The organism is Labrenzia sp. ATLA3 (assembly GCF_057180185.1).
The window spans coordinates 164334-190877 of sequence record NZ_JBXUKV010000009.1 but is presented as its reverse complement, the minus strand read 5'-3'; the positions used below and the strand labels follow the sequence as shown (position 1 = coordinate 190877).

Sequence of the window (26544 nt, the reverse complement as noted above, 5' to 3'; positions counted from 1 at the left end):
CTTTTTCTTGAGCTTACTGCCCGGTGGCTGCTGCCACCTCTGCGGCGAAGTCTTGCTCTTCCTTCTCGATCCCTTCGCCTAAGGCGAAGCGGACAAAGCCGGTAAGTTTGACTTCGGCGCCGATTTCTTTCGCGAGCGCCTCTACGGCCTGCTCAACCGTCAGATCCGGGTTGATCACGAAGGCCTGCTTCACGAGGGTAACTTCCTCGTAGAACTTGCGCAAACGGCCTTCCACCATTTTTTCAATGATGTTGTCCGGCTTGCCGGATTCGCGTGCCTGTTCGGAGAAGACGGACTTCTCACGCTCGACAACTGCCGGATCCAGCTGTTCGGTATTCAGCGACAGCGGGCTGGTTGCCGCAACGTGCATGGCAATCTGACGGCCGAGACCATTCAGCTTGTCCTTGTCACCTGCAGATTCCAGAGCCACCAGAACGCCGATCTTGCCGAGACCATCAGCAACGGAACTGTGAACGTAGGTCGCAACAACGCCCTCATTCACGGCCAGAACCGCGGTGCGGCGCAGCGTCATGTTTTCGCCGATCGTGGCGATTGCGTCCGTGATCGCGTCTGCAACCGGCTTACCGCCGAGATTTGCAGTCGAAACGGCTTCAACGGAACCATCGGTGCCGACAGCAACCTTGGCAACGTTCGAGACCAGCTCCTGGAACCCTTCGTTGCGCGCAACGAAGTCGGTTTCGGAGTTCAGCTCGATCACGGCAGCTTTAGTGCCTTCAGAAGCAACACCAACCAGACCTTCAGCGGCCACACGGTCCGCCTTCTTGGCAGCCTTGGCCAGACCTTTGGTACGCAGCCAGTCAACAGCTGCTTCCATATCGCCGCCCGCTTCAGTGAGGGCGGTCTTGCAGTCCATCATGCCAGCGCCGGATTTCTCGCGGAGCTCTTTTACCATCGCAGCGGTAATGCTCATCGATTGCCTCGTGCATGGGGGTTTCAGATAAAACACGGTTTAGCCGATGGCCTTCCGCGTCTTTATGACGAGGCTGCAACAAACTGCAGCCCGCCTTGCGAATTTCAACAGTATTCTGCCGCGGCGAACCGCGGCAGGAGAGGCTTAAGCCTCGGCAGCTGTTGCTTCAGCCGGAGCTTCCTCGGAAGCCGTGGCAAGAACTTCTTCAACCGGAGCTTCTTCCGCTTCGCCGATGTCCATGCCGGAAGCACCCTGTGCACGGGAGATACCGTCGATGGCAGCACGTGCGATCAGGTCGCAGTACAGCGACAGGGCGCGGCCTGCATCGTCGTTACCCGGCACCGGATAGGTAATGCCTTCCGGATTGGAGTTGGAATCGAGGATCGCAGCAACCGGAATACCCAGACGACGGGCTTCCTGAATGGCGATGGCTTCACGGTTGGTGTCGATCACGAAGATCAGATCCGGGATACCGCCCATGTCCTTGATACCGCCAAGGTTCCGCTCGAGCTTTTCACGCTCACGGTCCATGAACAGGCGCTCTTTCTTTGTCAGAGCGTTAGCAGCATCGGAAGACAGGGTTTCTTCCAGCTTGCGCAGGCGCTGGATTGACTGGGAGATGGTCTTCCAGTTCGTCAGCATGCCGCCGAGCCAACGTGCGTTGACATAATACTGAGCGGAGTTGCGCGCTGCAGAAGCAACGGCTTCCTGAGCCTGACGCTTGGTACCTACGATCAGAACGCGACCACCACCGGCAACCGTGTCGGACACGGCCTTGAGTGCCTGGTGAAACAGCGGAACGGTCTGTGACAGGTCCATGATATGAACATCGTTGCGTACACCAAAGATGTACTGACCCATACGCGGGTTCCAACGGTGTTTCTGGTGACCAAAGTGAACGCCAGCTTCCAGCAGCTGACGCATGGTGAAATCGGGCAATGCCATGGCCCTTATCTCCTGAGTTTTCCGGTTTGACCTCCGCAAGAGGATGTGGACCGTAGAGATTTCCCTTCGGCCACCGGAAGGATACCGATAAGCTCGGTTTCCGCCCCTTGCGTGTGGAATGCGCGCCTTATAGTTGGCTGGAAAGTTTATTTCAAGGCCTAAGGGCCGGTTTTCTTGCCGGTTTTGCACCTTTGCAGACCTTTGCCTGCATCGCCTGCATCCTACCTTCGGTTCAGCTCTATTTCTTGACTTCGATTTTCTCCAAAACCGCCTGCGACCACTTTTGCGACCAACCGCCGAACGGCGCCAGCAGTTCAAACAGTTCCAACCCAAGGTCTGTCAACAGGTAGCCACTGCCGTCATGCTTTACCAATGCGCATTCCTTCAGTTCTTTCAATCGCTTATTGAGAACCGTTGGCGACACACCTTCGCAAAGATCCTGCAACTGTCGGAAAGTGAGGCTGCCTTCCGAGAGCTGCCAGATGATTCCCAGTGCCCAGCTGCGCCCGAGCAGATCGAACAACGCCATGATAGGTTTGCCGGACTTTGATCCACGCACCGGCAGCCCAGGCCTGGGTATGGAAGTTGCCATGTATTTTCCTTGCTATTATTTATGTAGCAGTGGTATCGCTACTGAATATGTAGCAAACCAAGGATCACCTGTCATGCTGCTTCTGCCGATCGCTGCCGCCGTCGGCGCTTCAACCGGTTGGGCAACGGGCATTGTTCTTGCCCAGACACCAGCAAGGCTTCTAGGAGCGTTCGAATTCACGCGAATCCAATTGACCGCCTGCGCGGCACTTGTCTCTGCGCTCTGCGCCACCCTTGGAGACTGGTCGTCCATCCCCTGGCAGCACTGGCCCGCTTTCGTTCTGAGCACGACTTTCGGCATCCTCGCCGGAAATCTCGCCATGGTTGAATGCCTGCGCCTGGGAGGACCGAGGCGGACGGAACTGATGTTGTCGCTGAAGGGACCTGTTGTCGCCGTGATGGCATTCTTCTGGTTCGGTGAAACCCTCGGCACTTGGGATATTATTGGTGGTCTTGTCGTTCTTTCCGGTCTGCTGCTGGCAGTCCAGTTTGGCAGCAATGAAAACTCGGACTGCGATCGGCTCAACGGCCAACTCTGGGCCGTTGTTCTGCTGGGTCTTGTTGCGGTTCTGTGTCAGGGGTTCGGTTTTCTGGCGGTAAAGCCCGCTATGGCGGAAGGCATGAGCCCCCCTCGCCGTTTCCGCGGTCCGGCTTCTTGGTGCCGCCTTTATCATATCCGTGATCGCGCTGTGGCCCACCCGGGCTTTCAAACCCAAGAGCCAACTGACCGTTCCGCTTCTTGGACAGACGATCCTTCCTGGCGTCATTGGCTACATCATTTCGACATCGCTGCTGCTTTACGCCTTCAATAATTTCCACGCCGGCCTGGCTGCCATCCTGGGGTCGCTGTCTCCGATCCTTGTCTTGCCGATCCTCTGGCTTAAGGAAAAACAGGCGCCAAAACCTCTGGCCACGCTTGGCGCCTTTGCAGTGATCGGCGGGACGGCAATCATTGCGCTGCTCTGACGGTAAGGACAGAATCAGTCCGCGCATGTATGGATAGGCTTCCGCTACTTTTCACGGAGCCTCGTCTTGACCACCAAAGGCATCAACCACCTCGGCCTCACCGTCCAGGACCTGGACCAGACCACCGCCTTTTTTACCGAGCTGCTCGGCTGGAACCTGCTGGCGCGCGATGACAGCTATCCGCGCACCACCGTCTCGGACGGCACAGCGCGTTTCACTCTCTGGCAAGCCGACCGCTCGCGGCCCACGACGAAGTTCGATCGCAAGACCAATATCGGCCTGCACCACGTGGCGTTGGAAGTTGAAAGCGAGAAAAAGCTTCTTGACCTTGCAGCCAAAATTCGCACGTGGCCGGGCATTACAATTGAATTTGAGCCTGAGCCCCTCGGCGGCGGCCCGCGCAAGCACATGATGTTCACAGAGCCGGGCGGCATCCGGCTGGAGATTATCTGGCCAGCCGGAACTTAGGCGTAAACAAGCCTATGCAACCTGAACGTCGGTGACGCCCGGCACCGCCTTCAACGCCCCGGCGATTTCCGGAGAGAGACGGAAACGTCCTGGAAGCTTGACTTCGACTTCCCGTGCACCGTTTTCAAGAAGAACAATCACCGTCACATCGCCTTCCCCCCTCACCTGCAGCTGCTTGGCAAGGCTCGGGATCGGCCGCTCGTCACGGACGAAGACACGCATGCTTTTCTGAAGACGCGCTGCCATCTGATCAATCGGATCGACCTGCTCGATCCTGAGAGACGGTTCGTCGTCGCGCATGTCAGCCCCGACAAGCACCACCACAGACCGACCCGCCTGCAGGGCGTCGCGGAACTGTTCAAGCTTCTCACGAAAGAGCAGCGCTTCATACTGGCCTGTCGCGTCGGAAAGACGGGCGATCCCCATGCGATTTCCGGTCTTGGTCTTGCGTTCCTGCATGGAAACCACTGTGCCGGCAAGGCGGCCATGGGAAGCCCCCTTCTTGACGGCCTCCGAAAACTGGCTCCAGGGCTGAACCCGCATCTTCTCCAGCACGGATGCATATTCGTCTATCGGGTGGGCAGACAGATAAAAGCCGATGGCGGAATGCTCGCGCTGAAGCTTTTCCTCGTTGGTCCAGCCATGAACATCGTCGAGCTGCAAGGGTTCTTCACTGTCGCTGCTGCCGAAAAGTTCGTCCTGACCGAGCGTCCTGTTTTCTTCCGTACGCTGCGCCAGCCCCATGATCCGGTCCAGACCTTCAAAGACCCGCGCCCGGTTCGGCTCCAACTCGTCAAAGGCGCCGGCCGCCACCAGGTTTTCAAGCGTGCGCTTGTTGAGAGCTTTGGGTGAAATTCGCCGCGCAAAATCACCAAGGCTCTTGAACGGCTTGTCGCCGCGAACCTCAACAATATGCTCTACAGCTTGCTCGCCGACACCCTTGATGGCCCCCATGGCGTAAAGGATCTTGCCATCGGCCACGTCGAAGTAGACCTGCCCCCGGTTGATGGAAGGCGGCTCGATCTCGATCTTCATGCGCCGGGCTTCTTGCCGGTAGTCTCCCAGCTTTTCGGTGTTCCCCAAATCCAGCGTCATGGAAGCTGCCATGAACTCGACCGGGTGGTTCGCCTTCAGCCAGGCGGTATGATAGGAGACCAGCGCATAAGCTGCGGCGTGCGACTTGTTGAAGCCGTAGTTGGCGAACTTCGCCACAAGGTCGAAGATTGTACCGGCATGGCTCTTGTTGATGCCGCGCTCAACTGCACCATCGACAAAGCGCGCCCGTTGAACTTCCATTTCCGCGGCGATCTTCTTACCCATGGCGCGGCGCAGAAGGTCAGCTTCACCGAGAGAGTAGCCGGACAGAACCTGCGCGATCTGCATCACCTGCTCCTGGTAGACGATAATGCCGTTCGTCTCCATCAGGATAGGTTCGAGCAGCGGGTGCAGACAGTCCGCGTCCTGCTCGCCGTGCTTCACCGCGTTGTAGACCGGAATGTTCTCCATGGGTCCGGGGCGATAGAGCGCCACCAACGCAATGATGTCTTCAAACCGGTCCGGCTTCATGCCGGCAATCGCGCGGCGCATGCCCTGACTTTCCAGCTGGAACACGCCGAATGTTTCACCCCGGGCTAGCAGCTGGTAAGTTTTTTCGTCGTCAATCGGCAACGCCGCAACGTCGACGTCGATACCGCGCCGCTCGATCAGCTTCACCGCCGTATCGATAACCGTCAACGTCTTCAGGCCGAGGAAGTCGAACTTAACAAGCCCGGCATCTTCCACCATCTTCATGTTGAACTGGGCGACCGGCATGTCAGAGCGCGGGTCTCGGTAGAGCGGCACCAGCTGTTCCAGAGGTCTGTCGCCAATGACGACCCCCGCGGCGTGCGTCGAGGCGTGCCGGTAAAGGCCCTCGAGCTTCTGAGCCATGCCCAGCAGGCGCTCGACGATTTCCTCTTCCTTCGCCGCTTCGCGCAGACGCGGCTCTTCTTCGATCGCCTGACCGAGCGTTACCGGATTTGCGGGGTTGGCAGGCACGAGCTTGCAGAGGCGGTCAACCTGGCCATAGGGCATCTGCAGAACGCGTCCGACATCGCGCAACACCGCGCGGGCCTGAAGCGACCCGAAGGTGATGATCTGGGCAACCTGCTGGCGGCCATATTTTTCCTGCACATACCGAATCACTTCTTCACGCCGTGTCTGGCAGAAGTCGATGTCGAAGTCAGGCATCGACACGCGTTCAGGATTGAGGAAGCGTTCGAACAGCAGCGAAAACCGCATGGGATCGAGGTCAGTGATGGTCAAGGACCATGCGACCAGCGACCCCGCACCTGAACCACGGCCCGGCCCGACCGGAATGCCCTGCCCCTTGGCCCACTTGATGAAGTCCGCAACGATCAGGAAGTAGCCGGGAAACTTCATGCGCTCGATGATGCCGGTCTCGTAGTCGAGACGATCCCAGTAGTCCTTCTCCTCAAGCCCCGGCGCCAATCCATGTGCATCGAGACGCGCACGCAATCCCTCACGGGCCTGGCGGATCAGTTCCTCTGCTTCTGCCTTTTCAGCTTCTTCCGCATCCGCATCGGCTCCTGCAAAGCGAGGCAGGATTGGCGCGCGCTTCAACGGGCGGAAGCTGCAGCGACGGGCGATCTCGACTGTGGACTCCAACGCTTCCGGCAAATCCGCGAAAAGCGCGCACATTTCCGCACGGCTCTTGAAATAATGCTCAGGCGTCAGGCGTCTGCGGTCGTCCTCGATCAGCACCCTGCCCTCGGAAATGCAGATCAGCGCATCATGAGCCTCATAATCTTCCCGCTTGGGAAAGAAAGCTTCGTTGGTGGCGACCAGCGGCAGCCCTTGTTCGTAGGCCAGATCCAGAAACGCATCTTCCGTCTTGCGTTCTGCTTCCATGCCATGGCGCTGAATTTCGACATAGCAGCGGCCTGGGAACCGGTCGGCGAGCGTCTCAAGGCGGCTTTTTGCAAGATCCTTCCGTGCGGCAAGGAGCGCAGCACCAATTGGCCCGCCAACCCCACCGGTCAAAACAATCAGCCCTTCGGACTTTGAAAGAAGATAGCCAATAGAAACATGTGGCCTCAGACCAGTTTCCGTATCGAGGAACGCGCGAGAGCTCAGCTCCATCAGATTGCCGTAACCGGCTTCTGTCATGGCAAGCAGAATGACATCGGAAAGCGCAGGCTCGCCCCGCCGCCCACTCTCCAGTCCGTCGTCAAAAAACACAGAAAGCTGGCAAGCGGCGATAGGCTGAATACCGGCTCCCCAAGCTTTGGTCGCAAATTCCTGCGCGCCAAAAAGATTGTTGGTGTCGGTAATCGCCAAAGCCGGCTGATCATCTGCTTTGGCAAGGTCAAGAAGTTTCTTGATCGGCAAGGCGCCTTCCAGAAGCGACAAGGCGGAATGCACGCGAAGATGAACGTAACCGGGACCGCCTGAACCGTCGCCGGCACCTTCTACCGAACCGGAAGACCGGGAAATATTGGGATCTGTACCAGACATGGCGGCTCTCTTAGCATCTTCCAGAATCAGCGCTCAAGTGAAGCGTGTTCAGGATTGCCTGTCGAGACGCCAGGAGAGTTGTTCCCGCTGTTCTTTGCCCCAAGGCCTGCCCGCCCCATCGGCGGCGTAGGACCCGGTTCAGAAAGGAGTCGAACCGGCATTAGCTGCCGGCACGAGACTCACACAGCCGGAAAGGATCAACCGACGGAGAGCAACACATCGCCCCAGACGGCAAGCGTCGTGCAGAAACAAACCATTGCACCGAAAGCGGCAAAATCACGAGCGACATGGATCATCATCACACCCTCCAACCTTGGCTCATTGCGTAATTGGAGTATGTTCCATATTTGTTCTCTTTGCAAGCCCTTTTTGTTCCTCTTGCCATCAGACAAATCAAATTTGCTAAAAACTGAGAGTTTTTGCTTTGTTCTTCATCGCAGCTACACCTGAAGACAGCCAGGCACAGCCACAGTGGAAACTTTTGGCTTCAGAGAACTGTTTGGGAAAACTAGAGGTCCTTGACGAGACCATCGGCGAGCGTGATTGCCCTGTCCATGCGGCCCGCCAGTTCCAGGTTGTGGGTCGCAAACAGCGTTGCAACGCCAGACGCCCGCACCAAAGCCTGCAACGCGTCAAACACATAACCCGCTGTATTGGGATCCAGGTTTCCCGTAGGCTCATCCAGAAGGAGGATCCGCGGCGCATTCGCAACCGCGCGCGCAACGGCAACCCGCTGCTGCTCCCCACCGGAAAGCTCGGACGGGCGGTGGCTGCCACGATCCCCAAGACGCATGTATTTCAGAAGCTCGTCCGCACGCTCTGCGGCCATCTTACGCGAAAGACCGCGGATCATTTGCGGCATCATCACGTTCTCCTGCGCGGTGAACTCCGGCAGCAGGTGATGGAACTGATAGACGAAACCGATGTCGTTGCGCCGGATGGCAGTACGATCGTCATCCGACAGATCGGAGCAATTGACCGGCCCCAGAAATACATCGCCCTCGTCCGGACGCTCCAGCAAGCCAGCGATATGCAACAGGGTTGACTTGCCGGTCCCGGATGGCGCCACCAGGGCAACCATCTCACCTGCCTCTATGCGCAACTCTGCACCATTCAATATATGAAGTTCGCGGTTCCCCTCTTCAAAACTGCGGGTAATACCCGACAGTTGGAGGGCGGCTGGTGCCAGTCCGGGTGTCTGGCTGGGGTCAACGGCCATGTTCATCTCCCGTCTCCCTATTCATATCTGAGGGCTTCGACGGGGTCGAGCCTTGCCGCCCGCCAGGCCGGATAGACTGTCGCCAGCAGCGACAGAACAAGCGCCATGATGAGCACAGTGGTCGTCTCGCCTGAATCGATTTCCGCGGGCAACTGGGACAGGAAATAAAGTGTCGGGTCGAAAAGTTCGGTTCTCGTCAGCCAGGAAACGAACTGACGGATAGATTCAATGTTGAGGCACACCAGAAGCCCCAGAAAGAACCCTGCGAACGTTCCGACGAACCCGATGCTGGCCCCGGTAATCAGGAAAATGCGCATGATCGACCCGCGCGTTGCACCCATGGTCCTCAGGATCGCAATGTCCTTGCCCTTGTCTTTCACCAGCATGATCATGCCGGAAATGATATTGAGCGCCGCCACCAGAACAATCAGCGTCAGGATGATGAACATCACATTGCGCTCGACTTCCAGTGCCGAAAAGAACGTCACATTGCGCTGGCGCCAATCGGTCACAAACGTCGGACGGTCCGCGGTTTCCTCGATCATGCTCTTCATGGCACCGACCTTGTCCGGGTCCGCCACATAAACTTCGATACCGGTCGCCTTACCGTCCATGTTGAAATAGGCCTGCGCCTCTTCCAGCGGCATGAACAGGAAGGTCGCGTCATATTCGCTCATGCCGATTTCGAAGATGGCGGTGACCGGATAAGCCTTCAGCCGCGGTGTCACACCCATCGGGGTCACACTGCCGCGCGGCGAAATGATCGTGACATTGTCTCCGAGGGTGACCCCGAGTTGCTGCGCCATGCGCGAGCCGATTGCAATCCCTTCGCCTTTGTCGAAACCATCCAGCGAACCCAGGCGGACATTATTCGCGATCAGCGGCACCTGGCGCAGATCGCTTTCATGAAGACCGCGCACCAGCGCTCCGAAATTTCCCGCGGGCCCGGAGACCAGCGCCTGCCCTTCGACGAAGGGCATCGCGCTGATGACATCCGGCACGCCCTTGAGCCGGCCGGAGACGGCATCGTAGTCCGTCAGAGGCTGATCGATGGGCTGAACCAGCATATGCCCGTTGATCCCAAGGATCTTGCCGAGTAGTTCGGTGCGGAAACCGTTCATCACGGCCATCACGATAATCAGCGTCGCAACGCCAAGCATGATGCCGGCGAACGAAAAGCCTGCAATAACGGATATGAAAGTCTCGCGCCGCCTGGACCGCAGATAGCGACCTGCGATCATCCATTCAAATGCGGAAAAGGCACGTGTTGGAGCTGCCGGTTTGCGACCGTCGTCAATGTCCGCCGTCTCTACCGCTGTCATTGTCCATCCAGTTCAGCACAGCCCCAAAATTCAGCACAGCCGCCCACCGAAGCACTGCAGGCAGACCGGCTGGCCGCAACTTCCGCTGCGACCGAATCCCCGCACAGAGGATCACCGGACTTGGTTAGTCCGTCAATGCCGCCGTCAGCTTGTTCAAGGTGGCTTCCGGAGAAAGCATTTCCTTTTCCCCAGTTGCCCGGTCCTTGACCTCCAGCAATCCGTCTTTCAGGCCGCGCGGTCCGGCAACGACCTGGAACGGCAAGCCGATCAGATCCATCGTCGCGAACTTGGCGCCTGCACGCGTGTCCGTGTCGTCGTAAAGAACCTCGATGCCGGCAGCTTCAAACTTGGCATAGAGATCTTCACACACCGGATCCGTCAGCTCGTCACCCGGCTTCAGGTTGACCAGCCCCACATGGAACGGTGCGACGGATTTCGGCCAGACGATTCCATTCTCGTCATGATTGGCTTCGATCAAGGCACCAAGAAGGCGCGACACACCCACACCGTAAGAGCCCATGTGGACCGGCACTTCCGTGCCTTCTGCAGTCGCGACCTTGGCCCCCATAGCGTCGGAATATTTGGTGCCGAAGTAGAAAATATGGCCCACTTCGATACCGCGTGCCGAAACCCGGGTTTCCTCAGGCAACGCGCCGAATGCGGCTTCGTCGTGCATTTCGTCCGTCGCCGCATAGGGAGACGTCCACTCGGTCACGATCGGCGTCAGATCTGAGAAGAAATCCGTGTCTTCCCCAGGCGTCGGCAGCTCCAGCAGCGACTTGTCGCAGAACACTTCGCTCTCGCCGGTGTCGGCCAGAATGATGAACTCATGGCTCATGTCGCCACCAATGGGGCCTGTGTCGGCCTTCATCGGAATCGCCTTCAGCCCCATCCGGGCGAATGTGCGCAGGTAGGCGACAAACATCCGGTTATAGGCATGACGAGCCGATTCCTTGTCCAGATCGAACGAATAGGCATCCTTCATAAGGAACTCGCGACCACGCATGACACCGAAGCGCGGGCGCACTTCGTCGCGGAACTTCCACTGAATGTGATAGAGGTTCAGCGGCAGGTCCTTGTAGGAACGCACGTACCCGCGGAAGATGTCCGTGATCATTTCTTCGTTGGTCGGCCCGAACAGCATGTCCCGCTCATGACGATCGGTGATGCGCAGCATTTCCTTGCCATAGGCATCGTAGCGACCACTTTCCCGCCACAGGTCCGCCGACTGGATGGTCGGCATCAGCAGTTGAATGGCCCCTGCCCTGGCCTGTTCTTCTTCCACGATCCGCTCGATCTTGCGCAGGACCTTCAACCCATGCGGCAACCAGGAATAGATTCCGGCAGACTGCTGGCGAATCATGCCGGCACGCAGCATCAGCCGGTGGGACACGATTTCCGCTTCCTTGGGTGTTTCTTTCAAAATGGGCAGGAAGTAACGGGAAAGACGCATGAATGTTCTCTCAATCTAGGGCATCGCCTGTTTTGTGCGCAGTCAAAGCGCAAGCAGCCACCAAATACAAGTCCTTTGCGCAGGCAGGGCTGCCTTATACAGAAATGACGGCAAAAAAGCGCACGAACGCAGGCATTGGCTGCGATTTGCCGTCTAATTTTTAGACAGTTTTGGAACCAGCAACTTGGCCCCAATTACCGCCAAGGAAATAGGCAAGCAAAAAAAATAGCCTGTGCACGACAAATAGGTGACAAGACTGAATCTATCCGCTAGTTTCCCTTTCAATAAGAAAAAGATGCCTTGGCAGAAATGCCAAGAGGCTCAAGGACATCGCGGTCTGAGTCTTGGGAGGAAGGACCCTTAGGCGCACCTTCTGGGTTGCAGCCGCCCAGCCATACGGGAATACCGGATGGTAAGGGTACAGGGTCGAATTTAGACGCGGAACTTTTCAAAGGCAGAGCTTGGCTCTGCCTTTTTTCTTTGCAGCTACGCTGCCGGTTTTCTTTGCTCTGAACTTCGATACTCATAGAGCCCGGTTCGAGACATCCGGACAGCGCCTCGTCAGTCGGACGGGTGGCTATAGCTGCCTGCGGGCGGGTTCAGGAACGGGATATCGTCGAGCCCAAATCCTGAACTGCGCAAACCGAGATACCCGACAAAGACCACCGTCGTCACGACGGTGGTCAGGATGATGACCCGACTGAAATTGGGACGCTCCGGAGCGCTTGGCTCGGAGCCAGGAACAATCTCGCCTGCTTCCTCCTGCGTCCGGTGCAACCCGAACGGCAGCATGGCGAACAGGAAAATCCACCAGAGTATGAAATAGATGGCCATGCCAAACGGGATCGACATGAATTAAGCCTCTTCCAGTTCGGTCAAGGTTCCGAGAAAGTCCTTGGGATGGAGAAACAGAACAGGCTTTCCGTGCGCACCGATCTTCGGTTCACCATCGCCAAGCACCCTGGCACCATCTGCCAGCAGCTTGTCGCGGGCGGCAATGATGTCATCGACCTCGTAGCAGACGTGATGAATGCCGCCGGATGGGTTCTTTTCCAGAAACTTCGCAATGGGAGAATTCTCTCCGAGCGGTTCGAGCAGCTCGATCTTGGTGTTCGGCAGGTGGATAAACACCGTGCTGACGCCGTGATCCGGTTGCTCTTCCTTGGCTGAAACCTCAGCCCCGAGCGTATCCCGGTAAACTGCCGTTGCCGATTCGATATCCGAAACCGCAATGGCGACATGATTGAGCCGTCCGATCATTTGAGAAACCTCCGCTGTCGGCGGCCACCCGGGCCGCCGAGATGACTATAGTTGGGTCACCATCACCTTGCAGAGCGTCTTTTTGCCCCAGACCTTCTGGATCTCGGATCGAGCTGCACGGCGCGCGGCCTCTGCAACCAGATCCTTGTCCTTTCGCCGACCCTTCGGGATGCTGGTGACAGCCCCTCTTACGGCCTTGATGACGATATCCTCCATCGGATCACCTTCATCATCGGTGTCCGGCAAGCCCAGCAGTGCCACATTGGGATCGTCCAGAAGATCCCCTGCCCGGTTGACCACCAGTGCAATGACGGCAGCGCCTGCGAACGACAGTTTACGCCGTTCTCTTACGCCGGTGACTTCCGGATCGTCCAGGATGTCGCCATCTTTCACCAGAATACCCGATGGAGCCTCATCGATGATTGCGGCACGGCCCGCGCTCAGACGGATGATGTCCCCGTTCTTGCCGCGCACCACCTCAGGCACACCAAGGTCCTTTGCAAGCGCAGCGTGGGCCGCAAGATGCAACGGTTCACCGTGAACGGGAAGCACGACTTTCGGCTGGAGCAACTTGTAAAGCTGCTCGAGTTCGCCTCTGCGGGGGTGACCGGACACATGCACAAGCGCGTCGCGGTCGGTGATAATGTTGACATCTTTGTCAGCGAGATTGTTCAGCACCTCAGCAACGGCTTTCTCGTTGCCGGGAATCGTGCGCGAGGAAAAGATGACCATATCGCCCTTTGACAACGCGATATTACGGTGCTCTCCGGCCGCGATCCTGGCAAGTGCGGCACGCGCCTCCCCCTGGGAGCCGGTGCACAAGAGCACCGTCTTTTCGCGGGGCAGATAGCCGTAAGCCTCTTCATCGTGGAACGACTTCAGCCCATCCAGATATCCCAGCTCGCCGGCAACCTCGATCACCCGATGCATCGAGCGGCCGACAATCACCATGTCGCGGTCGTTGGCAGCAGCTGCTTCCGCAATGGCGCGAATACGCGCCACGTTGGACGCAAATGTGGTGACGGCAATGCGCTTGCTGGCCTTGGCCATCACTTTCTTCAGCTCGACGGAAACATCAGCCTCGCTTGGGCTAACCCCTTCGCGGATAGCATTGGTGCTGTCGCAGACAAGCGCCATCACGCCTTCCCGCCCAAGCTCTGCAAGCCGATCGAGATCGATCGGAAGCCCGACGCCGGGCGTGCGGTCAATCTTCCAGTCGCCGGTATGCAGCACCATTCCGGCCGGTGTGCGGATCGCCAGAGCACAAGGTTCGGGGATGGAGTGCGCCATCGCTACAAATTCGACATCGAATGGACCGATCTTGTGGCGCTCGCCCTGCTTGACAACCGTCACCGGCACTTCTTCCGCACCCGGCTCGCTTTCCGTCTTGGCGGCGAGCAGCCCGGCAGTGAAGGCCGTCGCATAGACCGGCACCTTCAGGTAAGGCCAAAGGTGCAGGATGCCACCGTAATGGTCCTCATGCGCATGGGTGATCACCATGCCGGCGATATTGTCGACTTCATCTTCCAGAAACTTGATATCCGGGACGACCACATCGATACCCGGGAGCTCCGGTCCGGCAAAACTCACGCCGCAATCGACGATGAGCCATGTCCGGTCGTCCTCCGGCCCGTAGCCGTACAGACCGAGGTTCATGCCGATTTCGCCAACCCCGCCCAATGGCAGAAACACGATATCGTTGTTGTTGTTCTTGTTCTTGGCCGAAGCCATGAATTACTCCTTTAAACGTCAGATCGGGCAACGGCCCGGCGCTCAGGCACCAGGCAGAAACACATCACCCGCATAAATCGTACGCTCGCCGCCACCGTCCTGCTTCAAGACCAGGTATCCGCGTGCGTCCAGATCGGCAAAAGTGCCGGTAATCTCTTCCTGGGCGGTTCGAACCGTTATGGTCTTGCCCAGATGCGCCGCCCGTTTCAGCCAGGCAAGGCGAATTTCATTGAACCCATCTGGTTGCTGCCAGCGGGACAGATTGTCCGCAACCGTCTCTGCCAGACAGTCGAGCAGCCGCTGAGCTTTAACCTGATAGCCCAGGCTCCTCAGATCTGTCGCCTGGTACAGAGACAACGGCGGGTGGGAAACACAATTCACACCGAAACCGAGGACAACCGCCTGGCGTCCATCCGCCAGTGTTTCAGCCTCCAGCAGTATGCCGGACAGCTTCGCCTCCTCAACAAGCAGATCGTTCGGCCACTTCAGACTTACCAGTTGCAGTGTACCGGCAGCTTTGTCAACGGCTTCAGCGAGCGCAACAGCGGCAGCAAGCGGCAATTCGCCAATCCGTTCGGCCGGTTTGGGGTCGATCAAAAGCAAACTTGCGAACAGATTGCCCTTCGGTGAGGACCAGTCACGTCCCCTTCGGCCACGCCCGGAGGTCTGTTCTTCTGCCCGGATCCACAATTTCCCGGCGTCGCCTTGCCGGGCACGGTCAAAACACAGCGAATTTGTGGAACCCACAGTTTCGAGTTCCACAACGCGAAAGTCCGGCGCACCGGGCGCCGGACGTTCAGATCCATACAGCATCATAAGGTCGGTCAGAAGAGCGACTGCGCAGCAGTGCTTGCCGCACCGACGATCTGCCCTGGTGCCAGCCAGAAGAAGATCACGAACAGGCTCGACAGACCAAGAACAACGCGAAGCTCCATCGGCATGGCCTCGAAGGCTTCAGCCGGTTCATCGAAGAACATCACCTTGACGATACGCAGGTAATAATAGGCCCCTACAACAGACGCGACCACACCGACAATGGCCAGCGGGAACAGCCCCGCCTCGACTGCCGCGCTGAAGACATACCACTTGCCGAAGAAACCGACCAACGGTGGGATACCGGCGAGCGAGAACATCAAGAGGCCCAGCAGTATAGCCATCGGAAGATTGGTCTGAGACAGGCCGGCCAGATCGTTGATCTCTTCGACCATGCCATCCTTGCGGCGCATGGACAGGATGCAGGCGAACACGCCAAGCGTCATGCCCATGTAGGCGATCATGTAGAAGATCACGCCTTCTACACCCGTCTGGGTGCCGGCGGCCAGGCCAACCAGGGCGTAACCCATGTGACCAATGGACGAATAGGCCATCAGTCGCTTCAGGTTGTGCTGCCCAATAGCAGCAAACGCACCAAGCACCATGGACGCAATCGACACGAACACGATGATCTGCTGCCAGTCACTCGTAACCGGCTGGAAGCCCTCGATCACGATGCGGACCAGCATGCCCATCGCAGCGACTTTGGGCGCAGCCGCCAGGAAGGCAGTGACTGGAGTTGGCGCACCTTCATAGACATCCGGCGTCCACATGTGGAACGGCACCACGGAAATCTTGAAGGCAATACCGGCAAGAATGAACGTCAGGCCAATCACGAGACCGATAGACGCTCCGTCGTGCGCCAACGCTTCTGCAATGCCATCGAAAGCGATCTGACCGGTAAAGCCATAGACCAGTGACATACCGTAGAGCAGCATGCCCGAAGACAGAGCGCCCAGAACGAAATACTTCAGACCGGCTTCCGTCGAGCGAACGCTGTCACGGTTGATGGCGGCAACGACGTAGAGTGCGAGACTCTGCAGCTCCAGACCGAGATAAAGCGCAATCATGTCGTTGGCCGACAACATCAGCATCATGCCGAGCGTCGCCAGTACGATCAGGATCGGATATTCGAAATGGTCGAAGGACTGGCTCTTGGCATAGGCCCAGGACATGGCGATGGCAAAGAACGAACCCGCCAGCACCAGCAATTTGAGCAGGTAGGCGAAATCGTCCAGGATGAAGGAACCGCCGAAGGTTTCACCATAGGCCGGCACGAACAGAAGCACCAGGAAGGTGCCGCCGAGCAGGCCCATTGCTCCGCCGAAGACGGCGTAGCTGACACGCTTGCCGCCAAAGGCGCCGATCATCAGCAGCACCATGGCTCCGAGGGCCAGGATGATCTCCGGCAGAACCGGCTTGAGATCTGGCAATAGGGTCAATTCAGACATAGCTCTGTCTCGTCCTCGAAACCTAGTGGGCCACGGCGGCGGATGCTGCGTGCTGGACTATGCCAGCCGCGTCGAGCGCCGCGGTGTATTGATTGATGAGATTGTCGACTGCTCCCTGTGTCACATCCAGGATCGCCATCGGATAGAACCCGAAGAAGATAGTCAGGATGATCATGGGAACCAGGATGACCTTTTCCCGCAGGTTGAGGTCGAGGATCGACTTGAGGCTTTCCTTTTCCAGCGCGCCGAAAACGACGCGGCGGTACAGGAAAAGCGCATAGGCGGCAGACAGGATAACACCCGTGGTCGCAAAGAACGCCACCCAGGTATTGACCTGGAACGCCCCCATCAGCGTCAGGATTTCACCAACGAATCCGGATGTTCCCGGAAGACCGACGTTGGCCATCGTGAAGATCAGGAACGCGACCGCATACTTGGGCATCCGGTTCACCAGACCGCCATAGGCCGTGATGTCACGCGTGTGCATCCGGTCATAGATGACGCCCACACAAAGGAACAGCGCACCGGAGACAATGCCGTGGGAAAGCATCTGGAAGATACCACCCTGCACGCCCTGCTCTGTCATCGTGAAGATGCCCATGGTGACGTAGCCCATGTGAGCGACCGATGAATAGGCGATCAGTTTCTTGATGTCCTCCTGGGCGAGTGCCACGAGAGACGTGTAGATGATCGCCACCACAGACAGCGTGAACACGAAGGGTGCAAACATGTCGGAGGCAAGCGGGAACATCGGCAGCGAGAAGCGCAGCAAGCCGTAACCGCCAAGCTTCAGGAGCACGCCAGCCAGAATGACGGACCCGGCAGTAGGTGCTTCCACGTGCGCGTCCGGCAACCAGGTATGCACCGGCCACATCGGCATCTTCACGGCAAAGCTCGCGAAGAAAGCCAGCCAGAGCCAAGTCTGCATTCCACCCGGGAACTGATGCACCAGCAACTCTTCAATGTTGGTGGTGCCGGCGTTCCAGTACATCGCCATGATGGCGATCAGCATCAGAACGGAGCCGAGCAGCGTATAGAGGAAGAACTTGTAGGACGCGTAGACCCTGCGTGGACCGCCCCACACACCGATGATCAGGAACATCGGAATAAGGCCGGCTTCGAAGAAGACGTAGAACACGACCAGATCCATCGCGCAGAAGACGCCGATCATCAGCGTTTCCAGAACGAGGAACGCGATCATGTATTCCTTTACCCGCTTCTGTACGCTGTCCCAGGAGGCCAGGATGCAGAACGGCATCAGGAAGGTGGTCAGGATCACGAAGAGGACGGAAATACCGTCAACGCCCATGCGGTAGCTGATGTTGCTACCCAGCCATTCGCGGTGCTCCAGGAACTGGAAACCGGAGTTCTCGTAGTCGAAATTGCCCCAGATGAACAGTGACAGAAGAAAGGTCACCGACGTGGTCACCAGAGCGACCATACGGATGTTCTTCTTGCTGCCCTCGTCATTTCCCGGAACCAGGAGAATGAAGAGCACGCCCAGCAGCGGCAAGAACGTCGTGAGTGACAGAATTGGCCAGTCAATCATTAGTGTGCACCCCCGCCGGTGCCCGCACCGGTGAACATCGACCAGGTGATAAGCGCAGCCACACCGATCAGCATCGCAAATGCATAGTGATAGAGATATCCGGTCTGCAGTCTGACGACCCAGTCGGTCAGGTTCTGGACACGGGCGGCAACACCGTTCGGGCCGTAACCGTCGATCACGGTTCCATCGCCCTTCTTCCAGAGGACCCGGCCGAGCCACATGGCAGGACGGACAAAGATGAAGTTATAGAGCTCGTCGAAGTACCACTTGTTGAGCAGGAACTGATAGAGGCCGGAATGGCGCTCCGCCAGCTGCTTCGGCATCTCCGGAGAGCGGACATAGAACTGGTAGGCAACCAGGAAGCCCAGAACCATCATCACGAACGGCGAGACCGTCACCCAGCCGGGTACGTCATGCATGGCATGCAACACATGGTTGGTTTCACCTGTGAACAGCGCGCCCTTCCAGAACTCCGCATAGCCCTCGCCATAGAACGAACCGTAGAAGACCATGCCGGCAAGTGCGGCGCCGATGGACAGGATGAACAGCGGCACGGTCATCACCAGCGGCGATTCATGCACGTGTTTCATAACATCGACAGAAGCACGCGGCTTGCCGTGGAAGGTCATGAAGGTCAAACGCCAGGAGTAGAACGACGTCAGTGCAGCAGCGATCACGGTCATCCAGAAGCCGTAAAGCGCCATCGGATTGGCGTGTTCGCCCGTGGAGCCTGCAAAGGCCACCTCGATGATCGCATCCTTGGAAATGAAGCCTGCGAAACCGATATGGGTGAACGGAATGCCGACACCCGTCAGGGCGAGCGTCCCGATCATCATCGTCCAGTAGGTAATCGGAATATGCTTCCGCAGCCCACCCATCTTGCGCATGTCCTGCTCGTCGGAAACGGAGTGAATGACCGAACCGGCGCATAGGAACAGGAGCGCCTTGAAGAAGGCGTGCGTGAACAGGTGGAAGATACCGATTGAGTAAGCCCCTACCCCAAGCGCGACGAACATGTACCCGAGCTGAGAACAGGTCGAATAGGCAATCACGCGCTTGATGTCGTTCTGCACCAGACCGATGGTCGCGGCGAAAAAGGCCGTCGTTGCACCGAAGAACACGATCACTGTCAGCGCGGTGTGCGAGAGTTCCATCAGCGGCGACAAGCGTGCCACCATGAAGACACCCGCGGTCACCATGGTTGCCGCGTGGATAAGCGCCGACACCGGCGTCGGGCCTTCCATGGCGTCCGGCAGCCAGGTGTGCAGCAGGAACTGAGCCGACTTGCCCATGGCGCCCATGAAGAGCAGCAGGCAGACGACCGTCATCGCGGCATGCGGATCAAGATGATAACCAAGGAACGTCATCACCTCGCCGTGCTCCTGAATGAAGGACGGCGCATCGTTGAAGATGGTCGTGAAATCGATGCTCTGGAACAGATAGAAAACGCCGAAAATGCCAAGCGCAAATCCGAAGTCACCAACGCGGTTGACGACGAATGCCTTCATCGCGGCCGCGTTTGCAGATGGCTTCTGGTACCAGAAGCCGATCAGGAGATAAGAGGCAAGGCCCACCCCTTCCCAGCCGAAGAACATCTGCAGCAGGTTATCGGCTGTTACCAGCGACAGCATCGCGAACGTAAACAGCGACAGATAGGCAAAGAAACGCGGGCGATGCGGGTCGTGATGCATATAGCCAATCGAATAGACGTGCACCACCGCGGAGACCGTAGTCACCACGATCAGCATCACGGCAGTCAATGTATCGACCCGGATGGACCAGGATACCTTGAGGTCACCGGCATTGATCCAGCGGAACAGATCAACGACCTGCAATTCGGAACCGCCGAGCCAGAACCCGAAGAAGGTGATCCAGGACAGCAGTGCTGCAACGATCAGCAGACCACTGGTAATATATTCACTGGCCTTGGCTCCGATAGCGCGGCCAAAAAGACCGGCGATCAGGAAGCCGATCAGCGGCAGGAACAGGATTGCGGAATACATCAGCTCCTACCCTTTCATCACGTTGACGTCTTCCACGGCGATGGAGCCGCGGTTCCGGTGGAAGACCACCAGGATCGCAAGGCCGATGGCGGCCTCTGCGGCAGCCACGGTAAGAACCAGCATGGTGAAGATCTGGCCCATCATGTCGCCGAGGAACGACGAGAAGGCGACAAAGTTGATGTTCACCGACAGCAAAAGCAGTTCGATAGACATCAAGATAACAATCACGTTTTTCCTGTTCAGGAAGATCCCGAAGATCCCGATTGTGAACAGGATCGCCGCGACCGACAGATAGTGCGACAGACCGATTTCCATGGGCGCCTCGCCGTGCTCCCCTCGTTTACCCAAACCGGAAACAGCACGGAGGAGCGTGCCGGTTCCCGGACTTTCTCGAAAACGCAACGTGGTTGCGTCAGATACCCTTGCCCGTTTCCACCTTGCGGACCTCGATAGAGGTTTCGCGATTGCGCGCAACCTGGTCCGGAATGCTTTGACGTTTGACATTTGGCTTGTGGCGCAGGGTCAGGACAATTGCCCCGATCATGGCCACCAGAAGAACCAGGCCAGCGACCTGGAAGAAGTAGATGTACTTGGTGTAGAGCACCGATCCGATTGCCTGGATGTTGCTCACCTCGCTCAGCGCGGGCATTGGTTCAGCCCCATGGCCGAGAACACCCGGTGCGATGACCCAGGCACCGAGGCCCATCAGCAGCTCGACCAGCAGAATCACACCGACCAGCGTGCCGATAGGCAGATACTGCAGGAAGCCCTGTCGTAATTCGACAAAGTCCACATCCAGCATCATGACGACGAACAGGAACAGCACCGCTACCGCGCCGACATAGACGACCACCAGCAGAAGGGCCAGGTATTCGGCACCCAGCAGAATGAAAAGACCTGCGGAATTCACAAACGCCAGGATCAGGAAAAGAACCGACGTCACCGGATTGCGCGACGCGATCACCATGAATGCTGACGCCAGTGTGACGCCGGCAAACAGGTAGAAAAAGAGGGCTTTCAGGATCATTTCGAAGACCTGCCTGTCGTGTGGCCTTGCGGCCGGAAGTACTGTGCCCGACCGGATTGCCGGGCTAGAATCCATTGGTGTGTATGCTCCTAACGGTAAGGAGCATCCATTTCAATGTTGCGGGCAATTTCGCGTTCCCAACGGTCGCCATTCGCAAGCAGCTTTTCCTTGTCGTAGTAAAGCTCTTCACGGGTTTCCGCAGCGAATTCGAAATTGGGGCCCTCGACGATCGCGTCCACCGGGCAGGCTTCCTGACAGAAGCCGCAATAGATGCATTTGACCATGTCGATGTCGTACCGCGTGGTGCGGCGCGTGCCATCGTTGCGGCGCGGACCGGCCTCGATGGTGATCGCCTGTGCCGGGCAAATCGCTTCGCACAGTTTGCAGGCGATGCAGCGCTCTTCGCCGTTCGGATAACGGCGCAGGGCATGTTCCCCGCGGAAACGCGGGCTCACCGGGCCCTTTTCAAACGGATAATTGACCGTTGGTTTCGGCTTGAAGAAGTAGCGCATCGCCAGAACGAAGGCAGACACGAACTCCTGCAGAAACAGCGATTTGACGGCTTGACTAAGTCCCATCGCTTTTAGCCTCTCTTTCCTCAACCAGCCAGTTGACTGGCGGCCCAATAGCCGATGATCGGGAAACCGAACACCGGAACTCCAAAAACCAGTGCGCCCAGGAGCGCCTTGTGTCTGGCTGCGACACCACCGTCGCCGCCAGCTTGTCTGTTCTTCGTCTCAGCCGCCTGAAGCATCCCCTTCAGGATCTTCCAATCGAGCCAGCCGACATAAAGTCCGACGGCGGCGCCGATTGCACCGGCGAGCGAGATGGTCACGCTGAGCCCGGTGCCCAGCCCATGATCATCAGGACTGCGGCAACGACCACGACCATGGCGAGCGACAGCGGCAGGAACACTTTCCAGCCCAGGCGCATCAGTTGGTCATAGCGGTAGCGCGGAACCATTGCCTTCACCATGGCGAACATGAAGAAGCCAAGGAGACACTTCAGAAGGAACCAGACGATGCCCGGAACCCAGGTAAAGGGTGCGAAGTCGAATGGCGGCAGCCATCCCCCCATGAAGAAGATGCTCATCAGGGCGCACATCAGGCAGATGGCGACATATTCTCCGAGCATGAACATCATGTACGGGGTCGAGCCGTATTCCACCATGAAGCCGGCAACCAGTTCCGATTCCGCTTCCGCAAGATCAAATGGCGGACGGTTGGTTTCAGCCAGCGCGGAGATGAAGAACACCACGAACATCGGGAACAGCGGCAACCAGTACCAATTCAGCAACGACAGCCACGGCACGCCGAGCATGTTGGCAAGACCGGTTTGCTGAGCGTGTACGATCCCGGACAGGTTCAACGTTCCGGCGCACAGAAGCACGGTTACGATGACGAACCCGATGGAAACTTCATAGGAAACCATCTGCGCGGCGGAACGCAGCGCCGACAGGAACGGGTACTTGGAGTTGGATGCCCAACCACCGATAATGACACCGTAGACTTCCAGCGATGACACCGCGAAGACAAAGAGAACGCCGAGGTTGATGTTGGCGATCACCCAACCGTCCGCCACCGGGATAACGGCCCAGGCTGCAAGAGCCAGAAGCACGGACACCAGTGGCGCCAGCAGGAACAGCACCTTGTTGGACCCGGACGGGATCACCGGCTCTTTCAGAACGAACTTCAAGAGGTCGGCGAAACTCTGTAGCAAGCCCCATGGGCCAACCACGTTCGGACCACGGCGGATCTGGACAGCAGCCCAGATCTTGCGGTCTGCGTAAAGCACATAGGCGACAATCACCAGAAGCACGACCATCAGCAGAATGCTCTGGAACGCCATCCAGAGGAACGGCCAACCGTAGGTCGTCATGAACTCAGACATATCGGTCCCCTACCCCTTATTCTGCTGCTTCTGCCGCTCGCGTTTTGGCGAGCGCCGAACACTCGGCCATCGTCTTCGACGCGCGAGCGATCGGGTTGGTCAGGTAAAAGTCGCGGATCACGTTGGCGAAGCCCGCGCTATCCATATCGGCCTTGGCGTTACCGAGCTTTTCGATATCGCCAGCATCACCGGCCTCGATCGCATCAATGCCCGTCATGTGCGGCACAGCTTCAAACAGCTTGGCACGCAATTCGGCAAGAGAGTTGAACTCCAGCGTCTGACCAAGAACCGCAGACAATGCCCGCAGGATCGCCCAGTCCTCGCGGGCATCGCCCGGAGGGAACGCAGCCCGGTCAGCCATCTGGACGCGGCCTTCGGTGTTGACGTAGATCGCGGATTTTTCCGTGTAGGCGGCACCTGGCAGAATCACGTCGGCACGATGTGCACCGCGGTCGCCATGCGTCCCCTGGTAGACAACGAAAGCCCCTTCCGGAACTTCAACTTCATCGACGCCGAGCAGGAACAGCACATCCAGTGCGCCCGGCTCGAGCATTGCGCCGGTGTCCTTGCCACCCTCGCCCGGTACGAAACCGAGATCGAGCGCGCCGACCTGCGAAGCTTCGGTGTGCAGGATGTTGAAACCGTTCCAGCCGTCTTTCACGACACCCAGAGACTTGGCAGCCTCGGCAAGCGTTGCCAGGATTTCAGCCCCGTCCGGACGGTTCAGCGCACCCTGGCCGATGATGAACATCGGACGCTCGGACTTTGCCGGAGCGTGCTTCACGAATTGCTTCAGGCTGTCCGGACCGGCCCCCAGATAGGTCACCGGATAGGTCAGGTCTGCATTTTCGCCGATCAGGCCGATGGTCACGTCGCCCCGGACCCAGCGTTTGCGGATACGGGCGTTCAGAACCGGTGCTTCCTGGCGCGGGTTGGTGCCAATCAGCATGATCGCGTCAGCGTCTTCAATGCCTTGTATGGTGCTGTTGAAGAGATAGCTTGCACGGCCATTTTTCGGATGCAGCGGAGATCCCGGGAAGCGGCTATCGATGTTGGCAACACCAAGCTTTTCCATCAGGGTCTTCAGCGCAAACATGTCCTCAACGCCTGCCATCTGGCCGGCCAGAGCACCGACTTTGTCAGCGCTCGTGGCCTTCACCTTGTCGGCGATGATCTGGAACGCTTCGCCCCAGGACACAGGCTGCAGCTTGCCGTCCTTCTTGGCATAAGGCCGGTCGAGGCGCTGGGTCTTCAGACCGTCCCAGATGTAACGGGACTTGTCGGAGATCCACTCCTCGTTCACCTCTTCGTTGAGGCGCGGCATCACCCGCATGACTTCCTTGCCGCGCGTGTCGACACGGATCGCGGAGCCAACCGCGTCCATCACGTCGATGCTTTCGGTCTTGGTCAATTCCCAAGGACGGGCGTGGAACTCATAAGGCTTGTGCGTCAAGGCACCAACCGGGCAAAGGTCTGCGACGTTGCCCTGCATTTCGGACGAAAGAGCCGCCTCGAGATAGGTGGTGATTTCCGCATCTTCGCCGCGGCCGATCAGGCCCATATCGGTGACACCGCACACTTCCGTCGTGAAACGGACGCAACGTGTGCAATGGATGCAGCGGGTCATGATCGTCTTGATCAGCGGACCGATTTCCTTGTTCTCGACAGCGCGCTTGTTCTCGTGGAACCTGGATCCATCGACGCCATAGGCCATCGCCTGGTCCTGCAGGTCGCACTCGCCGCCCTGGTCACAGATGGGGCAATCCAGCGGGTGGTTGATGAGCAGGAACTCCATCACCCCTTCGCGGGCCTTCTTGACCATTTCGGACTTGGTCTCGACTACCGGCGGCTCGCCGTTGGGTCCCGGACGCAGGTCCTTCACACCCATGGCGCAGGAGGCGGTCGGCTTGGGCGGTCCGCCCTTCACTTCCACCAGGCACATGCGGCAGTTGCCGGCAATCGACAGCCGGTCATGGTAACAGAAGCGCGGAACCTCGGTGCCCGCCTCTTCACAGGCCTGAAGCAGCGTGTAGTCCGCCGGGACTTCCACTTCCTTGCCGTCGATGATGAGCTTCGTCATCCGTTGCTCTCCAAATCCCGTTCCGCTTACTCAGCCGCCACCATGGTCGAAGAAGACTTCGACTTGGCGACATAGTCATCGATGCGTTGCTCGATAACAGGCCGGAAATTCTTGATCAAACCCTGGATCGGCCAGGCGGCCGCGTCCCCGAGTGCGCAAATCGTGTGGCCTTCGACCTGCTTGGTCACCTTGAACAGCATGTCGATTTCCTCATAGGAGGACTCACCCTTGACCATGCGTTCCATCACACGCCACATCCAGCCCGTGCCTTCACGGCACGGCGTGCACTGGCCGCAGCTTTCGTGTTTGTAGAAGTAGGACAGGCGGGCAATGGCCTTGATGATGTCTGTCGACTTGTCCATCACGATCACGGCCGCCGTGCCCAGGCCGGAGCCGAGGCCGCGCAACGTGTCGAAGTCCATCGGCGCGTCCTTGATCTGCTCCGATGTCAGACACGGAACAGATGAACCGCCTGGAATAACGGCAAGCAGATTGTCCCAACCGCCCCGGATGCCACCGCAATGCTTGTCAATCATCTCGGCAAACGGAACGCCCAGCTCTTCCTCGAAGGTCGACGGCTGGTTGACGTGACCGGAAACGCAGAAAAGCTTGGTACCTGTGTTGTTCGGACGGCCGAGCGCCGAGAACCATGCAGCACCGCGGCGCAGGATGGTCGGAGCAACAGCGATCGATTCCACGTTGTTCACCGTGGTCGGGCAACCATAGAGGCCGACGTTCGCCGGGAACGGCGGCTTCAGGCGCGGTTGGCCCTTCTTGCCTTCCAGGCTCTCCAGCAGCGCAGTTTCCTCGCCGCAGATGTAGGCGCCTGCACCGTGGTGGACATAAATGTCGAAGTCGTAGCCGTTCTTGTTGTTCTTGCCGATCAGACCGGCGTCATACGCCTGGTCGATAGCTGCCTGAAGGCGTTCGCGCTCACGAATGAACTCGCCGCGTACGTAGATATACGCAGCAATGGCACCCATCGCATAACCGGCGACGAGGCAACCTTCGACCAGCGTGTGCGGATCGTGCCGCAGAATTTCGCGGTCCTTGCAGGTGCCTGGCTCGGACTCGTCGGCGTTGACGACGAGATATGCCGGACGGCCATCGGACTCTTTCGGCATGAACGACCATTTCAAGCCAGTCGGGAAGCCCGCACCGCCACGGCCACGCAGACCCGAATCCTTCATTTCCTGAATGATCCAGTCGCGCCCCTTGTCGATGAGGCCCTTGGTATCGTCCCACTGTCCGCGCTTCTTGGCGCCTTCCAGGCCCCAGTCGTGGAGACCGTAGATATTGGTGAAGATCCGATCCTGATCCTTCAGCATC

General features: G+C 58.3%; 23 protein-coding genes and 1 pseudogene. 3 read left to right on the top strand and 21 right to left on the bottom strand.

From position 1 onward, the window contains the following. Positions 1-13: 13 nt before the first annotated feature. The 3 genes from tsf to AC2A6O_RS24785 form a co-directional block, all read right to left on the bottom strand. Complete coding sequence (tsf, locus tag AC2A6O_RS24795) at positions 14-931, bottom strand: translation elongation factor Ts (RefSeq protein ID WP_148586750.1); 918 nt, start codon at positions 929-931, stop codon at positions 14-16. Between the two features lie 144 nt (positions 932-1075). After that, on the bottom strand, positions 1076-1876 hold the full coding sequence (gene rpsB, locus AC2A6O_RS24790) for a 30S ribosomal protein S2 (protein ID WP_148586749.1): 801 nt from the start codon (positions 1874-1876) through the stop codon (positions 1076-1078). 238 nt (positions 1877-2114) lie between these two features. Continuing rightward, a complete protein-coding gene (locus AC2A6O_RS24785; protein WP_286192755.1) occupies positions 2115-2405 on the bottom strand; it encodes a winged helix-turn-helix transcriptional regulator in 291 nt (96 codons plus the stop codon). Here AC2A6O_RS24785 and AC2A6O_RS24780 point away from each other — a divergent pair. The 3 genes and pseudogenes from AC2A6O_RS24780 to AC2A6O_RS24770 all read left to right on the top strand — a co-directional run. After that, positions 2359-2892, top strand: a pseudogene (locus AC2A6O_RS24780) (EamA family transporter); the annotation flags it as partial. The gene AC2A6O_RS24785 and the pseudogene AC2A6O_RS24780 overlap by 47 nt on opposite strands. A 253-nt stretch (positions 2893-3145) precedes the next feature. Continuing rightward, complete coding sequence (locus AC2A6O_RS24775) at positions 3146-3433, top strand: EamA family transporter (RefSeq protein ID WP_498931083.1); 288 nt, start codon at positions 3146-3148, stop codon at positions 3431-3433. Positions 3434-3499: 66 nt separating this feature from the next. Continuing rightward, positions 3500-3901: a VOC family protein gene (locus tag AC2A6O_RS24770; protein ID WP_498931081.1), complete on the top strand. Its 402-nt coding sequence runs from the start codon at positions 3500-3502 to the stop codon at positions 3899-3901. 12 nt (positions 3902-3913) lie between these two features. Here the strand turns inward: AC2A6O_RS24770 and dnaE are convergent, their stop codons facing one another. The 18 genes from dnaE to nuoF form a co-directional block, all read right to left on the bottom strand. Next, a complete protein-coding gene (dnaE, locus tag AC2A6O_RS24765; RefSeq protein ID WP_498931079.1) occupies positions 3914-7417 on the bottom strand; it encodes a DNA polymerase III subunit alpha in 3504 nt (1167 codons plus the stop codon). Positions 7418-7925: 508 nt separating this feature from the next. Further along, entirely contained in the window at positions 7926-8642 is a 717-nt protein-coding gene (locus AC2A6O_RS24760) for an ABC transporter ATP-binding protein (RefSeq protein ID WP_498931077.1), read from the bottom strand. Between the two features lie 11 nt (positions 8643-8653). After that, positions 8654-9958 (bottom strand): lipoprotein-releasing ABC transporter permease subunit, encoded by a 1305-nt coding sequence (locus AC2A6O_RS24755; protein WP_148586744.1) that lies wholly within the window; start codon positions 9956-9958, stop codon positions 8654-8656. A gap of 124 nt (positions 9959-10082) precedes the next feature. Further along, complete coding sequence (proS, locus tag AC2A6O_RS24750; protein ID WP_498931075.1) at positions 10083-11411, bottom strand: proline--tRNA ligase; 1329 nt, start codon at positions 11409-11411, stop codon at positions 10083-10085. A 561-nt stretch (positions 11412-11972) separates the two neighbouring features. After that, a complete protein-coding gene (locus AC2A6O_RS24745; protein WP_148586742.1) occupies positions 11973-12263 on the bottom strand; it encodes a DUF1467 family protein in 291 nt (96 codons plus the stop codon). Positions 12264-12266: 3 nt separating this feature from the next. Next, positions 12267-12671, bottom strand: coding sequence for a methylmalonyl-CoA epimerase (gene mce / locus AC2A6O_RS24740; RefSeq protein WP_148586741.1), 405 nt, complete (start codon positions 12669-12671; stop codon positions 12267-12269). 45 nt (positions 12672-12716) lie between these two features. Next, positions 12717-14402 carry a ribonuclease J gene (locus AC2A6O_RS24735; RefSeq protein WP_498931072.1) on the bottom strand — a complete coding sequence of 562 codons (1686 nt, stop codon included), beginning with the start codon at positions 14400-14402 and terminating at the stop codon, positions 12717-12719. 42 nt (positions 14403-14444) lie between these two features. Then, complete coding sequence (locus AC2A6O_RS24730; RefSeq protein ID WP_498931070.1) at positions 14445-15149, bottom strand: biotin--[acetyl-CoA-carboxylase] ligase; 705 nt, start codon at positions 15147-15149, stop codon at positions 14445-14447. A gap of 77 nt (positions 15150-15226) precedes the next feature. Then, a complete protein-coding gene (gene nuoN / locus AC2A6O_RS24725) occupies positions 15227-16666 on the bottom strand; it encodes an NADH-quinone oxidoreductase subunit NuoN (protein ID WP_498931068.1) in 1440 nt (479 codons plus the stop codon). A gap of 22 nt (positions 16667-16688) precedes the next feature. Beyond that, positions 16689-18215, bottom strand: coding sequence for an NADH-quinone oxidoreductase subunit M (locus tag AC2A6O_RS24720; protein WP_148586737.1), 1527 nt, complete (start codon positions 18213-18215; stop codon positions 16689-16691). Next, positions 18215-20218 (bottom strand): NADH-quinone oxidoreductase subunit L, encoded by a 2004-nt coding sequence (gene nuoL, locus AC2A6O_RS24715; protein WP_498931066.1) that lies wholly within the window; start codon positions 20216-20218, stop codon positions 18215-18217. The genes AC2A6O_RS24720 and nuoL overlap by 1 nt, the downstream gene beginning before the upstream one ends. 6 nt (positions 20219-20224) lie before the next feature. Continuing rightward, the gene (gene nuoK / locus AC2A6O_RS24710) at positions 20225-20533 is read right to left on the bottom strand and encodes an NADH-quinone oxidoreductase subunit NuoK (RefSeq protein WP_006934707.1); all 309 of its coding nucleotides are present in this window, start codon (positions 20531-20533) and stop codon (positions 20225-20227) included. A gap of 97 nt (positions 20534-20630) precedes the next feature. Beyond that, positions 20631-21245, bottom strand: coding sequence for an NADH-quinone oxidoreductase subunit J (locus AC2A6O_RS24705; RefSeq protein ID WP_148587343.1), 615 nt, complete (start codon positions 21243-21245; stop codon positions 20631-20633). An 89-nt stretch (positions 21246-21334) separates the two neighbouring features. Then, entirely contained in the window at positions 21335-21823 is a 489-nt protein-coding gene (gene nuoI / locus AC2A6O_RS24700) for an NADH-quinone oxidoreductase subunit NuoI (RefSeq protein WP_148586735.1), read from the bottom strand. 20 nt (positions 21824-21843) lie between these two features. Next, complete coding sequence (locus AC2A6O_RS24695) at positions 21844-22080, bottom strand: hypothetical protein (RefSeq protein WP_006934710.1); 237 nt, start codon at positions 22078-22080, stop codon at positions 21844-21846. Beyond that, positions 22077-23135: an NADH-quinone oxidoreductase subunit NuoH gene (gene nuoH, locus AC2A6O_RS24690; RefSeq protein WP_498931063.1), complete on the bottom strand. Its 1059-nt coding sequence runs from the start codon at positions 23133-23135 to the stop codon at positions 22077-22079. Before nuoH ends, AC2A6O_RS24695 begins: the two co-directional genes overlap by 4 nt. 16 nt (positions 23136-23151) lie before the next feature. Beyond that, entirely contained in the window at positions 23152-25215 is a 2064-nt protein-coding gene (gene nuoG, locus AC2A6O_RS24685) for an NADH-quinone oxidoreductase subunit NuoG (RefSeq protein WP_498931061.1), read from the bottom strand. Positions 25216-25241: 26 nt separating this feature from the next. After that, positions 25242-26543: an NADH-quinone oxidoreductase subunit NuoF gene (gene nuoF / locus AC2A6O_RS24680; protein WP_148586732.1), complete on the bottom strand. Its 1302-nt coding sequence runs from the start codon at positions 26541-26543 to the stop codon at positions 25242-25244. Between the last annotated feature and the right edge of the window lies 1 nt (position 26544).